This is a genomic window from Sanguibacter sp. TS_SC_8 (assembly GCF_055361235.1).
Genome location: NZ_CM143955.1, coordinates 2533703 through 2547587 on the forward strand (window position 1 = coordinate 2533703; position 13885 = coordinate 2547587).

General features: G+C 69.2%; 14 protein-coding genes. 7 read left to right on the forward strand and 7 right to left on the reverse strand.

Annotated features, from left to right (window positions below; genetic code table 11):
* Positions 1–14: 14 nt before the first annotated feature.
* A complete protein-coding gene (gene trpD / locus ACWA15_RS11515) occupies positions 15–1070 on the reverse strand; it encodes an anthranilate phosphoribosyltransferase (RefSeq protein WP_464055377.1) in 1056 nt (351 codons plus the stop codon).
* A complete protein-coding gene (locus tag ACWA15_RS11520) occupies positions 1067–1462 on the reverse strand; it encodes a response regulator transcription factor (RefSeq protein ID WP_464055379.1) in 396 nt (131 codons plus the stop codon). Before ACWA15_RS11520 ends, trpD begins: the two co-directional genes overlap by 4 nt.
* A 252-nt stretch (positions 1463–1714) precedes the next feature.
* Here ACWA15_RS11520 and ctaE point away from each other — a divergent pair, with 252 nt between their 5' ends.
* The 5 genes from ctaE (at position 1715) to ACWA15_RS11545 (ending at position 6701) form a co-directional block, all read left to right on the forward strand.
* Positions 1715–2365, forward strand: a complete 651-nt coding sequence (ctaE, locus tag ACWA15_RS11525; protein WP_464055380.1) for an aa3-type cytochrome oxidase subunit III — start codon at positions 1715–1717, stop codon at positions 2363–2365.
* A 62-nt stretch (positions 2366–2427) separates the two neighbouring features.
* Positions 2428–3207, forward strand: a complete 780-nt coding sequence (gene qcrC / locus ACWA15_RS11530; protein WP_464055381.1) for a cytochrome bc1 complex diheme cytochrome c subunit — start codon at positions 2428–2430, stop codon at positions 3205–3207.
* Entirely contained in the window at positions 3204–4238 is a 1035-nt protein-coding gene (gene qcrA / locus ACWA15_RS11535) for a cytochrome bc1 complex Rieske iron-sulfur subunit (RefSeq protein ID WP_464055382.1), read from the forward strand. Before qcrC ends, qcrA begins: the two co-directional genes overlap by 4 nt.
* Positions 4235–5947: a cytochrome bc1 complex cytochrome b subunit gene (gene qcrB, locus ACWA15_RS11540; protein WP_464055384.1), complete on the forward strand. Its 1713-nt coding sequence runs from the start codon at positions 4235–4237 to the stop codon at positions 5945–5947. The genes qcrA and qcrB overlap by 4 nt, the downstream gene beginning before the upstream one ends.
* A 127-nt stretch (positions 5948–6074) precedes the next feature.
* The gene (locus ACWA15_RS11545; protein WP_464055385.1) at positions 6075–6701 is read left to right on the forward strand and encodes a superoxide dismutase; all 627 of its coding nucleotides are present in this window, start codon (positions 6075–6077) and stop codon (positions 6699–6701) included.
* A gap of 566 nt (positions 6702–7267) precedes the next feature.
* Here the strand turns inward: ACWA15_RS11545 and ACWA15_RS11550 are convergent.
* From ACWA15_RS11550 to ctaC, 3 genes are read right to left on the reverse strand one after another with little or no spacing between them, the layout of a single operon-like run.
* Positions 7268–7666: a cytochrome c oxidase subunit 4 gene (locus ACWA15_RS11550; RefSeq protein WP_464055387.1), complete on the reverse strand. Its 399-nt coding sequence runs from the start codon at positions 7664–7666 to the stop codon at positions 7268–7270.
* A complete protein-coding gene (gene ctaD / locus ACWA15_RS11555; protein ID WP_464055388.1) occupies positions 7663–9432 on the reverse strand; it encodes an aa3-type cytochrome oxidase subunit I in 1770 nt (589 codons plus the stop codon). Before ctaD ends, ACWA15_RS11550 begins: the two co-directional genes overlap by 4 nt.
* Positions 9432–10331: an aa3-type cytochrome oxidase subunit II gene (gene ctaC, locus ACWA15_RS11560; RefSeq protein ID WP_464055389.1), complete on the reverse strand. Its 900-nt coding sequence runs from the start codon at positions 10329–10331 to the stop codon at positions 9432–9434. The genes ctaD and ctaC overlap by 1 nt, the downstream gene beginning before the upstream one ends.
* A 262-nt stretch (positions 10332–10593) precedes the next feature.
* On the opposite strand from ctaC, the gene ACWA15_RS11565 reads away from it, so the two are divergent.
* Together ACWA15_RS11565 and ACWA15_RS11570 are read left to right on the forward strand one after the other, a co-directional pair.
* Positions 10594–11796, forward strand: coding sequence for a cysteine desulfurase family protein (locus ACWA15_RS11565; RefSeq protein ID WP_464055391.1), 1203 nt, complete (start codon positions 10594–10596; stop codon positions 11794–11796).
* A 30-nt stretch (positions 11797–11826) separates the two neighbouring features.
* Entirely contained in the window at positions 11827–12078 is a 252-nt protein-coding gene (locus ACWA15_RS11570; protein WP_464055393.1) for a sulfurtransferase TusA family protein, read from the forward strand.
* Between the two features lie 97 nt (positions 12079–12175).
* Here ACWA15_RS11570 and ACWA15_RS11575 read toward each other — a convergent pair whose 3' ends face one another.
* Both ACWA15_RS11575 and ACWA15_RS11580 read right to left on the reverse strand, forming a co-directional pair.
* The gene (locus ACWA15_RS11575) at positions 12176–12526 is read right to left on the reverse strand and encodes a HesB/IscA family protein (protein WP_093183881.1); all 351 of its coding nucleotides are present in this window, start codon (positions 12524–12526) and stop codon (positions 12176–12178) included.
* A gap of 120 nt (positions 12527–12646) precedes the next feature.
* Positions 12647–13825, reverse strand: a complete 1179-nt coding sequence (locus ACWA15_RS11580) for a glycerate kinase (protein WP_464055395.1) — start codon at positions 13823–13825, stop codon at positions 12647–12649.
* Between the last annotated feature and the right edge of the window lie 60 nt (positions 13826–13885).

Consider the following 13885-nt stretch of genomic DNA (forward strand, 5'->3'; position numbering starts at 1 on the left):
CACCGGGCCCGCCCTCAGCTGGCCGCGGCGGCCCAGCGTTCCAGCACGTCGCGGGCCGCGCCGGAGTCGATCGAGCGGGCGGCGTGGGCCATCCCGGCGACCAGGCGGTCCGCCAGCGAGCCGTCCGCGGTCCCCGGCAGGCTCGCGTCGGCGACCATCGCGGCCGCGGCGTTGAGCAGCACGGTCTCCCGGACCGGTCCACGGACGCCGTCGAGCAGCGCCCGGGCGACCCCGGCGTTGTAGGCGGCGTCCGCCCCGCGCAGGTCCTCGATCGTGATCGGAGCAAGCCCCAGGTCGGCGACCGGGTCGAGCAGGTGCTGGGTGACGACTCCGTCGCGCACCTCCCAGATGTCGGCCGGTGACGACGCGGCGAGCTCGTCGAGCCCGTCCAGCCCGCGGAAGACGAGAGCCTGGGTGCCGCGGCCGGCGAACACCCCGGCCACCAGCGGGGCCATCCGGACGTCGGCGACGCCGACCGCCGTGGCCCGCGGCTGCGCGGGGTTGGTCAGCGGCCCGAGGAAGTTGAACGCCGTCGGCAGGCCCAGCCCGCTGCGAGCGGGCGCGGCGTGACGCATGGAGGAGTGGAAGACGTTCGCGAAGGCGAAGGTGATGCCCACCTCCTCGGCGATCTGACCCACCCGCGCGGCGGGCTGGTCCAACCGGATCCCCAGCTCCTCGAGCACGTCGGCCGACCCCGAGGACGACGACGCCGCCCGGTTCCCGTGCTTGACCACCTTGAGACCGGCACCGGCGAGCACGATCGCGGCCATCGTCGAGATGTTCACCGTGTGCGCCCGGTCGCCGCCGGTCCCCACGATGTCGACGGTGTCCCCGGACACCGCCAGCGGGGCGGCGTGGGCGAGCATCGAGTCGGCCAGACCGGCCAGCTCGGCGATGGTCTCGCCCTTGGCGCGCAGCGCCACGAGGAACCCGGCCAGCTGGATCGGCGTCGCCGACCCGGACATGACAGTGTCCATGGCCCAGGCGGTCTGCTCCGCAGTGAGGTCCTCACCTCCGATGAGCGCCGCGGTGAGGTCTGGCCAGGTGTACCCGCCCGACCGGCCGGTCACAGCCCCGCGCCCTGGTGGAGCGTCTCGGCGAGGATGGACCGCACGGCCTTCTGGAGCTCGAGCGGGTCGAGCGGGCGCGGCACCGCGGCGTCGGCCAACGACCAGGAGGCCAACCAGGCGTCCTGGGGGCGGCCGGTGAGCAGCAGCACGGGCGGGCAGTTGAAGATCTCGTTCTTGAGCTGACGGCAGATGCCCATCCCGCCGACCTTGTCCGCCTCGCCGTCGAGCACGTACATGTCGAGGCCGCCGGCGTCGGCCCGCTTGACCACCTCGTCATAGGTCGCGACGTCGACCCACTCGATGGCCTCTCCGGCGCCGTCCACGTGCCCGACGGCGCTGCGCACCTCCTCGCGCACCGTGCGGTCGTCGCTGTAGAGAAGAATGGTGGGCATGAGCATCCTCGCGATCAGGGGAGACGGACGGGCCTGCGCGCCTGTCACCGGCGCGGGCGTCATCGACGGCACCACGGGCGGGCAGGTTCGCACCTAGGAGCATCTTGGCACGAGAGCACCCCTGTTTTCGTGACAGTTGCTGGTGTTTCGTCATGAGGGGACCCCCGGAACCGCGGTTCTCCCGTCATTGTGAGATTCAACCCTGTGAAAGGGTGGGTCTTAGGACCCAAACTCGCGCCAACATCGGCCATAATGATTAACGTGTCGACTGCAACGGCTGCGCCCAACGCCCAACTCCACGTGAGTGTGAACCGACCGAACCCCGTTTCGGTCGGAACCATCGTGTGGCTCGCGAGTGAACTCATGTTCTTCGCGGGTCTCTTCGCGATGTACTTCACCGTCCGTGCGACGATCCCTGCTGACCAGTGGAGCGAGGGGACCGAGCATCTGGTCCTGAGCTTCGCCTTGATCAACACCTGCGTCCTGGTCCTGTCATCGGTGACATGCCAGATGGGTGTCTGGGCCGCCGAGCGGCTCCAGCCCCGACGCACCGGGTCGATCTTCCAGATCAACCGCTGGGGCATGAACGAGTGGATCACCCTGACGTACCTCATGGGGTCGTTCTTCGTCGCCGGCCAGATCTACGAGTACTCCGAGCTCGTCGAAGCCGGGCTCACGATCTCCTCCAGCCCCTACGGCTCCGTCTTCTTCCTCGCGACCGGCTTCCACGGCCTGCACGTGGTCGGCGGGCTCGTCGCCTTCCTGTTCCTGCTCGGCCGGTCCTTCACCGCGAAGAACTTCGGGCACCACGAGGCCACCACCGCGATCGTCGTGTCGTACTACTGGCACTTCGTCGACGTCGTGTGGATCGCCCTCTTCGGCGTCATCTACTTCCTCCAGTGACCCGCTCCACCTCCCCTGCTCCCCCACCGCTCCCCCCCCACTTGCGAGACGAGGATCCATCCGTGAAGGCACTCGCCGCCCGCCGACACCACCGGTTGACACCGGTCGTGCTGATGCTGCTGGCGCTGTTGGTGACCGGCGGCCTGTACGCCGCGCTGGCCCCCACGTCGGCCAGCGCTGACACCGCAGCAGCCGACGACATCGCCGCCGGCGAGAAACTCTTCCAGGCCAACTGCGCGACCTGCCACGGCGTGGACGCTGCGGGCCGGGACGAGGTCCCGTCGCTCATCGGCGTCGGATCCGCCTCCGTCAGCTTCCAGGTCGGCACGGGGCGCATGCCCATGCAGATGAACGCGCCCCAGGCGCCGGCCAAGCCGGCCCAGTTCGACGCGGAGCAGACCCGGCAGCTCGCCGCCTACGTCGCCTCCCTCGGCCCTGGCCCGTCCACGCCGACGGCCGAGCAGGTCGATGCCACGCTGGGCGACCCGTCCTCCGGTGCCGCGATCTTCCGCACCAACTGCGCCATGTGCCACAACGCCGTGGGCGCCGGCGGCGCGCTCTCCGAGGGCAAGTACGCACCCGCCCTCTGGGAGACCACTCCGACGCACATCTACGAGGCCATGCTCACCGGCCCGCAGTCCATGCCCGTCTTCAACGACGCCACGATCACTCCCGAGGAGAAGCGCGACGTCATCGCCTACCTCGTCGAGCAGCGTGAAGGATCAGCCGGCGGCCTCGACCTCGGTGGCCTCGGCCCCGTCAGCGAAGGCCTGTGGATCTGGGTCGTCGGAATCGGCACGCTCATCGGGTGCGCCGTGTGGATCGGAGCCAAGTCGTCATGAGCGACAACAAGAACTCAGCAGACGTCACCACCACGGGCGGCTCGACCGACCTGGAGCGGTTCCCCGACCCGGGTGTCCCCGAGCACAAGCTGCGGATGGCAGACAAGGACCCCAAGGCCGCCAAGCGGGCCGAGACCCAGGTCGTCATCCTCTTCGTGATCTCCATCCTCGGCACCGTCGGGATGCTCGTCGCGTACTTCATGATCCGCCCCGAAGGCACCACAGCGAGCGTCCGCAACGCGAACTTCGCGCTCGGCTTGGGCCTCTTCTTCGCGCTCATGGGCATCGGCCTCGCGGCCGTGCACTGGGCCAAGACCCTCATGTCCGACCACGAGAAGACCGAAGAGCGCCACGCCCAGCGCAGCACCGACGAGGTCCGCACGGCAGCCCTCACGGCTCTCAAGGACGTCGCCGAGGACTCCGGCATCGCCCGTCGCCCGGTCCTGCAGGGGGCGATCGTGACGGCCCTCGCACTCTTCCCGCTGACCATCGTGGTGCCCCTGATCAGCTCGGTCGGCAACGACTGGGACATCTCGAAGTTCAAGCACACGATCTGGAAGAAGGGCACGCGCCTCACGAGCGACCCCACCGGGCGCCCGATCAAGGCCTCGGACGTGACGATCGGCTCGGCCGTCCACGTCATCCCCGAGGTCTCCGCCGAGCACCGCGCGACCCACCACTGGATCACCGAGAAGGCCAAGGCCGTCGTGCTCGTGGTCCGGCTCGACCCCGCGGACCTCATCGAGTCCGAGGAACGCAAGTCCTGGTCCTACGACGGCATCGTCGCCTACTCCAAGATCTGCACCCACGTCGGCTGCCCCGTCGCCCTGTACGAGCAGCAGACGCACCACCTCCTGTGCCCCTGCCACCAGTCGACCTTCGACGTGGCTGACGGAGCGAAGGTCGTCTTCGGCCCGGCGAAGCGGCCGCTGCCGCAGCTACCGATCATGGTCGACGACGAGGGCTACCTCGTCGCACAGGACGACTTCGACGAGCCTGTGGGCCCGAGCTACTGGGAGCGCCTGAAATGAGCACCACACAAGCACACAGCCCCATAGGCGGTGCCGTCGACTACCTCGACCAGCGCACCGGCATCGGCACCGTGGTCAAGGGCTACGCCCGCAAGATCTTCCCGGACCACTGGTCCTTCCTGCTCGGGGAGATCGCCCTCTTCTCCTTCGTGGTGCTGCTCATCTCGGGCGTGTTCCTCACGATGTTCTTCGTCCCGTCGATGGGGCTCGTCGAGTACGACGGCCCGCTCTCGACGATGAAGGGCCAGCTCGTCTCCGAGGCGTTCAACTCCACCCTCCGGCTCTCCTTCGAGGTCCGTGGCGGGCTGCTGATGCGCCAGGTCCACCACTGGGCGGCGTTGCTGTTCATGGCGGCGATCGTCACGCACATGATGCGGGTGTTCTTCACCGGGGCGTTCCGCAAGCCGCGTGAGATCAACTGGATGGTCGGCTTCATCCTCATGATCTTGGGCCTGGCCGCCGGCTTCACCGGCTACTCCCTGCCCGACGACGTGCTCTCCGGCAACGGTCTGCGCATCACCGACGGCGTCATCAAGGCGATCCCGCTCGTCGGCGCATACATGTCCTACATGGTCTTCGGCGGGGAGTTCCCCGGCGAGGACATCATCCCGCGCCTGTTCACCATGCACATCCTCGTCGTGCCGGCGCTGATCCTCGCGCTCATCGGGTTGCACCTGCTCTTCGTCGTCCTGCACAAGCACACCCAGTACCCCGGTGGCGGACGCACGGACAACAACGTCGTCGGCTTCCCGCTGTTCCCCGTCTACGCGGCCAAGGCCGGTGGGTTCTTCTTCATCGTCTTCGGCGTGATCGCGTTCATGGGCGCCACGATGTCGATCAACAACGTGTGGAACTACGGGCCCTACGACCCCTCCCCCGTCGGTGCAGGTGCCCAGCCGGACTGGTACATGCTCTTCCTCGAGGGTGCGTTGCGTCTCATGCCCGGCCAGACCGAGTACGTGATCGGTGGCTTCACGCTCTCGCTCAACGTGCTCATCCCCGCGGTGGTCATCCCGGGGCTGCTGTTCACGTTCCTCGCGGTGTACCCCTTCGTCGAGGCGGCAGCGACCAAGGACAAGCGTGAGCACCACGTGCTCGACCGCCCGCGCAACGTCCCGACCCGCACCGGACTGGGTGTCGCGTTCCTCACGGCGTTCATCATCCTGGCCCTGGCCGGCTCGAACGACCTCATCGCGACGCACTTCTCCCTGTCGATCAACGCGATCACCTGGACGTTCCGCATCGCGCTGTTCGTCGCACCGGTGCTCGCCTTCTGGATCACCAAGCGGATCTGCCTCGGCCTGCAGCGCAAGGACCGAGAGCTGGTCCTGCACGGCCACGAGACAGGCCGCATCGTCCGGTTCGCCGACGGTGAGTACATCGAGGTGCACAAGCCGCTCAACGAGCAGGAGCGGTGGCTGCGGGTCAACTACGACGCGCACAAGCCCCTCGAGATCGCACCGCGGGAGGACTCCCGCGGGGTCCGTCGCAAGGGCTTCAAGAAGGACCAGGGTCTGCAGAAGCTGTCCCGGTTCTTCTTCGAGGACCGTGTGGAGCCGGTCACCCCGGCCGAGCTGGCCGCCGCTCACTCCCACGGTGAGCACGACCAGATCGAGACCCACACCCCGGCGGAGCAGCTCACCGCGGCTGGCGACGGCGGGTCGTCGTTGACTGCCCACGACGCGGACGGCACTGGGCACAAGCACTGATCGTGCTGCAGAGTTGTGTGATGGCCTGCGACGATGTCTTCCACCCTGTGGGAACATCGGCGCGGGCCATCCGCTTTTCATAGACGTCGCGACATCACGGTTGCGAGATACCTCGAGGAGATCGAACATGGCTGTCTACACACTGCCTGAGCTCGGCTACGACTACGGAGCACTTGAGCCCCACATCTCTGGCCGGATCATGGAGCTGCACCACTCCAAGCACCACCAGGCCTACGTCACCGGCGCCAACACCGCGCTCGACAAGCTCGCCGAGGCACGCGAGAACGGCGACTTCGCAGCCGTCAACCTGCACGAGAAGAACCTGGCGTTCAACCTCGGTGGGCACGTCAACCACTCCGCCTTCTGGACGAACCTCTCCCCCGAGGGCGGCGGCGAGCCGACCGGTGACCTGGCCGCGGCGATCTCCGAGGACTTCGGTTCCTTCGACGCCTTCAAGAAGCACTTCGGCGCTGTCGCCGCCGGCGTGCAGGGATCCGGCTGGGCCATCCTGGCCTGGGACTCCCTCGGCTCCAAGCTCATCATCGTCCAGCTCTACGACCAGCAGGGCAACATCCCGATGGGTCTGACCCCGATCGTCCTCCTGGACGTCTGGGAGCACGCGTACTACCTCGACTACCAGAACGTCCGCGCCGACTACGTCGCGGCCTGGTGGAACATCGTCAACTGGGCCGACGCCGACGCCCGCTTCACGCGCGCGCGCACGCAGACGGCCGGACTCATCCTCCCCGCCTGATTCTCTGCCGGATCACGCTGCGTGATCGCTGCATGATCGCTGCGTGATCGCTGCGTGATCGCTGCGTGATCTCCCTATCCGTTCCCCACGGAACGGTCATCAGGATGCCTCAAGCGCCCTGTGCGACCTCCCGACGCGACTGGCCCTCCACGAGGGCGGTCAGCGCCCGGCGAAGCCGCACAGGGCGCTTCTGTGCGCCCAGCCCTCGTCCGAGCTCGTGAGCGACGGCCCTCGCAGCCGACCCCCACCTCGTGAGCGCCCCGCCGAACTCGTGAGCGAGGGCCCCCACGGGCGAGGGAAGCGCCGTGGCTCACGAGTTCAGCGAGCGGTTCACGAGCTCGGCGAGGAGGGCCACGACGGGGGCCGGGCGGACCGGCGGCGGACGAGCGCCGGGGGCCGGGTGGACCGGCAACGGGCGGGCGGGCGCCGGGCGTGGGGCGCCGGGCCTGGGGCGCCGGAGTGGGGCCTGGGGCGCCGGGCGTGGGGCGGGAACGCAGAACGGCGGGGGGACGCAGGCTGTTGGCCTGCGTCCCACCGCCGTTCTGCAGTGCTCGGGCGTGCTCGGGTCAGTGCGCGTGCTGTCCGCGGGAGAACTCGAAGACCCAACCGATGAGAGCGAGGATCGAGAGGACTGCGCCGATCCCGAACACCCACCAGCCGACAGCCAGGCCGAGGAAGGAGACCGCAGCACCGGAGGCGATGGCCAGCGGCCACCAGCTCCACGGGGCGTACACGCCCTGCTCGCCTGCGCCCTGCTCGATCTCCCCGTAGGGGTCGTCCTCAGGTCGCGTGTCGATCCGCTTCGCGGTCGCCATGAGGTACCAGCCCACCATGGCGACGAGACCCACGAGCAGCACGAGGGTGACGGTTCCGACCGGCTCCCAGGAGCTGAGCCACCCGTAGGCGAGCGCCACCACGAGGAAGAACGGGGCGAGGAAGGTGAAGAGTCTGGCCTCGATCTTCATCGGGTGTTCCCCTTGTCGTTGGCGTTGTCGATGAGGCGCTGGGCTGCGGCCGACTGCTCCCCGCGATGGTCTGCCTGGCCGAAGACGTGGTCGAGGTGCTTCTCCTCCGCGCCGTGGATGTCCATCGCTGCGACCTCCGGGTGGTGCAGGTCGAAGGCAGGTCGCTCGGATCGGATCCGCGGGAGCGAGGTGAAGTTGTGGCGGGGCGGCGGGCAGGACGTGGCCCACTCGAGCGATCCGCCGTAGCCCCACGGGTCGTCAACGGTCACCATCGGCGCGTTGCGCCACGTGACGTAGACGTTCCACAGGAACGGCAGGGTCGAGGCGGCCAGCAGGAAGGCGCCGATCGTCGACACCTGGTTCATCCAGGTGAACCCTTCCTGGGGCATGTAGTCGGCGTACCGACGGGGCATGCCGGCCACACCGAGCCAGTGCTGGATGAGGAAGGTCATGTGGAAGCCGATGAACAGCAACCAGAAGTGCAGCTTGCCGAGGCGCTCGTTGAGCATGCGCCCGGTGAACTTGGGCCACCAGAAGTAGAAGCCGGCGAACATCGCGAACACCACGGTCCCGAAGACCACGTAGTGGAAGTGCGCCACGACGAAGTAGGAGTCCGAGACGTGGAAGTCCATCACCGGGCTGGACAGGATGACCCCGGTGAGCCCGCCGAAGAGGAAGGTGACCAGGAAGCCGATCGACCACAGCATCGGCGTCTCGAAGGTGAGCTTGCCCCGCCACATCGTGCCGATCCAGTTGAAGAACTTCACGCCTGTGGGGACGGCGATGAGCATCGTCATGAAGGAGAAGAACGGCAGCAGCACCGCGCCCGTGACGTACATGTGGTGCGCCCACACGGTGACCGAGAGGGCGGCGATCGCGATCGTCGCGTAGACGAGACCCTTGTAGCCGAAGATCGGCTTGCGGCTGAACACCGGCAGGATCTCGCTGACGATCCCGAAGAACGGGATCGCGATGATGTACACCTCGGGGTGACCGAAGAACCAGAACAGGTGCTGCCAGAGGATCGCCCCACCGTTCTCGGGGTTGAAGATCTGCGCGCCCAGACGCCGATCGGCGCCCAGCGCGAACAGCGCGGCGGCCAGCGGCGGGAAGGCCATCAGCACGAGCATGCTCGTGACGAGGGTGTTCCAGGTGAAGATCGGCATCCGGAACATCGTCATGCCGGGCGCGCGCATAGTGATGATCGTGGTGATGAAGTTGACCGCACCGAGGATGGTCCCGAACCCGGTCATCGCGAGTCCGAACACCCACAGGTCACCGCCCAGGCCGGGGCTGAACGTCGTGTTCGACAGCGGCGCGTAGGCGAACCACCCGAAGGAGGCCGCACCCTGGGGGGTGAAGAAGCCTGCCGAGGCGATGAGGCCACCGAAGAGGTAGAGCCAGTAGGCGAACATGTTCAGCCGCGGGAAGGCGACGTCGGGCGCACCGATCTGCAGCGGCATGATCACGTTGGCGAAGCCAGCGAAGAGCGGTGTCGCGAACAGCAGCAGCATGATCGTGCCGTGCATGGTGAAGAGCTGATTGTACTGCTCGTTGCTCTGGACGATCTGGATGCCCGGCTCGAAGAGCTCGGCACGGATCACCAGGGCCATCAGGCCGCCGATGCAGAAGAAGATGAACGAGGTGATCAGGTACATGTACCCGATCGTCTTGTGGTCGGTCGACGTGACCCACTTGATCACGGTCCGGCCCAGAGTCTGGCGCGAGGGCGCCAGCCCGGGGACCACAGCTACTGCGCTGGCCATCAGTGCTCACCCTCCGTGGAGGCAGTGGCTGCCTCGTGTTGTTGACGGTTGAGGTCGAGCCCGAGGGATCCGGTCTGACCCAGCTCCGCGAGCTCGGCCATGTGCGCGTCGTACTCCTCCTGGGAGACGACCTTGACGTTGAAGAGCATCCCGGAGTGGAACTCACCGCACAGCTCGGCGCACTTGCCCGCGTAGATTCCCTCGCGGGTCGGCGTGACCTGCCAGACGTTCGTCCGGAACGGGATCATGTCCATCTTGTCGATGAAGGCGGGGATCCAGAAGGAGTGGATGACGTCACGCGACTCGAGCTGGAACTCCACGACCTGGTCGACCGGGAGGTAGAGGGTCGGGAACGACTCGTTGGTCCCGGGGGCACCCAGGTCCGTGGTGAGGCCGCCGACGTCGACCGCGTGCTGGCCGGTCTCGTAGACGTCGGAGTCGAGGTAGTTGAAGTCCCAGCTCCACTGCTTGCCGATCACCTGGATCGTGACGTCCGGCTCCGCGTCGGTCGCGCGGATCTCGGTGATGTCGCGCTGGGTGAAGAAGAACAGGACGCCGACCATGACGATCGGCACGATCGTGTACATGATCTCGAGGGGGAGGTGGTAGCGGGTCTGGATCGGCAGCGTCTTGTCACTCTTGCGCTTGCGGTAGGCCACCACGCACCAGAGCATGAGGCCCCAGGTGATGATGCCGACGATCAGGGCCGCGATCCACGAACCGACCCACATGTCTGTGATCCGGTCCGTCTGGTTGGTGACGGGGCCGTCGGTGAATCCCGGGAGGAAGCCACGCTGGGCTTCGGGAGAACATCCGGACACGGCGAGGCTGACGACGGCGGCAGCTACGACGAGCCGTCCGGTCGTCTTCCGACTGGGGGTGGGGCGTTCCGAGCGCAAAGGTGGGGCCTTTCACTTCACGTCCTGCTCACTACCCGAGCGCGGACAGCACACAGGACCTTCGTCCTCGATAGCAAGAAGCGTATCGCGGGTTAGGCACAGAACGGGCCCTGAGCACGCCTGTCGAGTGTGAGAAATGTGGCACCTCGACAACTTGCTAACACCGTTCTCGGGTCTGTCATGAACCTCGGACCGAAAGGGACGTTTGTCCCTCCCTCCGGCGCCGAGACGGCCGACGCCGCGCCCGCGCTACCGTGTGTGGGTGGTCGATCCCGGAACCTCTCCCGCCAGCACCTCCGCTCCCTCCCCCGCGCCGCCCGGCCGGGTGCACCTGGACGCCGGCGGCAGCGCCCGCCTCCATCCCCTCGCGCGCCAGGCCTTCGACCAGGCCCTGGCCGAGGGCTGGGCCGACCCGCACCGCCTGCACTCAGAGTCCCGACGGGCCGCCGCGCTGTCCTGGGGGGCCCGCGAGGCGGTCGCCTCGGCGGTCGGGGCCCGCACCGAGGAGGTCCACTTCGCCCCGTCGCACGTCGCGGCGCTGCACGCAGCGGTCCGCGCGGTCGCGATGGGCCGACGCCGGACCGGGACGACCGTGGTCACCTCGGCGGTCGAACGGGCGGCCGTCCTCAACGCCGCCGCCTTCGTCGCTGCGCGCGGCCCGGACGGTGCTCGCCACGAGATCGTCGGCGTCGACACCCTCGGCCGGGTCGACGCCGACGACTTCACCCGGGCGATCGCCTCACCCGGGGTGGCCCTGGCCGCCCTCCAGCACTCCAACGGGGAGGTGGGCACCCTGCAGCCGATCGAGGCCGTCCATCACGCGGCCCGCGCAGCGGGCGTCCCGCTCCTCGTCGACGCGGGCGCGGCGCTCGGGCACGTCGAGGTCCCCGCCAGCTGGGACCTGCTCGCCGCGGACAGCGCGGACTGGGGCGGGCCGAGTGGCGTCGGCGTGCTCGTGGTGCGCCGCGGCGTCCGGTCCGCGGCCGACTGGCCCGAGGACTCCGACTCATGGTTCCCCGGCGGCATCTCCGTCCCTGCGGCCTTCGCCGCCGCGGTCGCCCTCCAGGCCTGCCTCGAGGACCGGTCCGCCCAGGACACCCGGCGCCGCGCGCTCGTCGACCTCATCCGGACCCGGGTCCCCCAGCTCGTGCCCGACGTCGCGGTGGTCGGCGACCCGCTCGACCGGCTCCCCCACGTGGCGACCTTCTCCTGCCTGTTCGTCGACGGCGAGGCGCTGGTGTCCGAGCTCGACAAGGCAGGCTTCGCGGTCGGATCAGGATCGGCGTGCACGTCGAGCGCCCTCGAGCCCAGTCACGTGCTCGCGGCGATGGGCGTGCTCACGCACGGGAACGTGCGCATCGGGGTGGACCGCACGACGACGCTCGCCGACGTGGAGCGCTTCCTCGCCGCGCTCCCCGGCGCGGTTGCCCGGGTCCGGGCCGTGCTCGGGGTGGAGTCGCTGTGAACGTGGAGTCGCTGTGAAGGTGGAGTCGCTGTGACGGGCGAGGCTCCGGCGGCGGTCGTCGACGCACGCGGGCTGCGCTGCCCGATCCCGGTGATCCGGCTGGCCCGCCGGGCGCAGTCCCTCACCGTCGGGGAGCGCCTCACCGTGTGGTCGACCGACCCCGCCGCCGTCTACGACGTGCCGGCATGGGCCAGGATGCGCGGCCACGCCATCGAAGAATCGACCGTCGTCGATGACCCCGACGGTCCGTTCCAGGCGATCACGGTCCGCATCGGCGGCTGACCGGCCCGGCCGGCCCCCGGACATGGCACGAGCGGGACCCCGGGTGACCAGCACCCCGAATCCCGCTCGTCCCGCCACCCGATCGGGTGGGTGATGCTCAGGCGAAGGACCCGCCGCAGGCACAGCCTTCGCCGGCGTTCGGGTTGTCGATCGTGAAGCCCTGCTTCTCGATCGTGTCCGCGAAGTCGATCGTCGCGCCCTCGAGGTAGGGGACGCTCATCTTGTCCACGACGACCTCGACGCCGTCGTAGTCACGCAGGGCGTCGCCCTCGAGCACACGCTCGTCGAAGTACAGCTGGTAGATCAGGCCGGAGCAGCCGCCGGGCTGGACAGCGACGCGCAGACGCAGGTCGTCGCGCCCCTCCTGCTCGAGCAGGGCGCGGATCTTTTGGCCGGCAAAGTCAGACAGCAGCACGCCGTGGGTTGCAGTCTCGGTGGTCTCGCTCATGGTGTCTCCCCACAGTGAAGAAAGCTCGTGACGAACAGTCGGTGTCTCGTCATGGATGCAACTGGCGTCACAGCCCACGCTCATCAGCAACCACGCGTCGTCGGGTTTTGTTCCCCCAGCCTAAGCCCTCGCCCGGCCGCCCTCCCGCGACCACGACGGCGACCAGGACCGCGCCACCCGTTCCGCGACCGCGCCCGCCCGCTCCACCAGCCCGGGGTTCCCGTCGTGATCGGGCCCTGCGCCCTCGGACCGCAGCGGGTAGGACGCGCTGAGCCCCACGGCCGCCAGCTCGCGGCGGTTCATCATGGTGCGCTCGGCCAGCGCCACGCACGCGATGCCGTAGCCGCTGGCGGCCAGCGCCGCCTGCTCGACCCCCGACCCGTGGAAGGACGCGCCGTCGAGGTCACCCCGGGCCGTGACGACCAGGTCCGCGGCCCGGGTGCGGGCCGCGAGGCCGACCACCTGGGCGTAGACCGTGGCGCCGGGCAGCAGCCTGGCCCCGAGCAGGGCGAGCGCGAAACCCAGCCCACCCCCGGCCCCCGCCCCGGGCAGCCCGGTGAGGTCGCGGGCCCGCGCCGAGGCCCCCGGAGTCCCGGGGGTCGGCGCCAGGGCGAGGAGCCCCGCTGGTCCGGCGTGCTCCCCGGCCCGTCCACGCTCCCGCGCCTGCCACAGGACCTCGGCGAGCTGCCCGATCTCGCGTTCGCGCAGCTGGGCCGCCTCGCGGGTGGTGGTGGCGGCGTCCGCCGCGCCGGCGCTCGCCCCGTGCAGGCCGAGCAAGGGGATGTCGATGGCCGTCGCCGCGATCAGGTCGACCCCGCGCAGCCGATCGAGCACCTCGGCGAGCCCGTCCGGTCGGGGAGCATCCCCGACGAGGCCGCGCACCCCGAGGGCGGTCAGCAGCCCGGCCCCGGCGTCGGGCAGGCCGGGCAGGTCAGCGGGCGCTCCCAGCCCGACGACGACGCGGGTCGCCCCCGCGGCGATCGCACTCTCGATCTGTGCCGCCACGGCCGCGGACCCGTCCTGGGGGTGCGCGGCGAGGCCGAGGGAGGAGTCGACGTAGGCGGTGCTGCCCGGGGACGCCAGCAGCACGCCGTCGGCGTCGGGCGGTGCCCAACCACAGGCCTGGGCGAGGAGCGCGGTGAAGCCCGGTCCACCGTCGGACAGGGCACACAGGTCGACCGTGTCGTGCGCGGCGCCGCGGCGCCACCCGGCCGCCAGCGCCGCACCGATCCGGCGCAGACCATCGGCACCAGAGGCGTCCGCGGTGGTGAACCGGTCAGGGGCGAGGAGTACATGCATGGACCCATCTTCACCTACCGTCGTTCCCGATTGGCACGGGTGGCCCTGTGAGATCATGGG

Excerpts from the sequence above, each read along its gene's own strand:
- ACWA15_RS11545 (WP_464055385.1), top strand. The coding sequence starts at position 6,075 with ATGGCTGTCTACACACTGCCTGAGCTCGGCTACGACTACGGAGCACTT.
- ACWA15_RS11520 (WP_464055379.1), bottom strand. The coding sequence starts at position 1,462 with ATGCCCACCATTCTTCTCTACAGCGACGACCGCACGGTGCGCGAGGAG.
- ACWA15_RS11575 (WP_093183881.1), bottom strand. The coding sequence starts at position 12,526 with ATGAGCGAGACCACCGAGACTGCAACCCACGGCGTGCTGCTGTCTGAC.
- qcrA (WP_464055382.1), top strand. The coding sequence starts at position 3,204 with ATGAGCGACAACAAGAACTCAGCAGACGTCACCACCACGGGCGGCTCG.
- qcrB (WP_464055384.1), top strand. The coding sequence starts at position 4,235 with ATGAGCACCACACAAGCACACAGCCCCATAGGCGGTGCCGTCGACTAC.
- ctaD (WP_464055388.1), bottom strand. The coding sequence starts at position 9,432 with ATGGCCAGCGCAGTAGCTGTGGTCCCCGGGCTGGCGCCCTCGCGCCAG.
- ACWA15_RS11580 (WP_464055395.1), bottom strand. The coding sequence starts at position 13,825 with ATGCATGTACTCCTCGCCCCTGACCGGTTCACCACCGCGGACGCCTCT.
- ACWA15_RS11550 (WP_464055387.1), bottom strand. The coding sequence starts at position 7,666 with ATGAAGATCGAGGCCAGACTCTTCACCTTCCTCGCCCCGTTCTTCCTC.
- ctaE (WP_464055380.1), top strand. The coding sequence starts at position 1,715 with ATGATTAACGTGTCGACTGCAACGGCTGCGCCCAACGCCCAACTCCAC.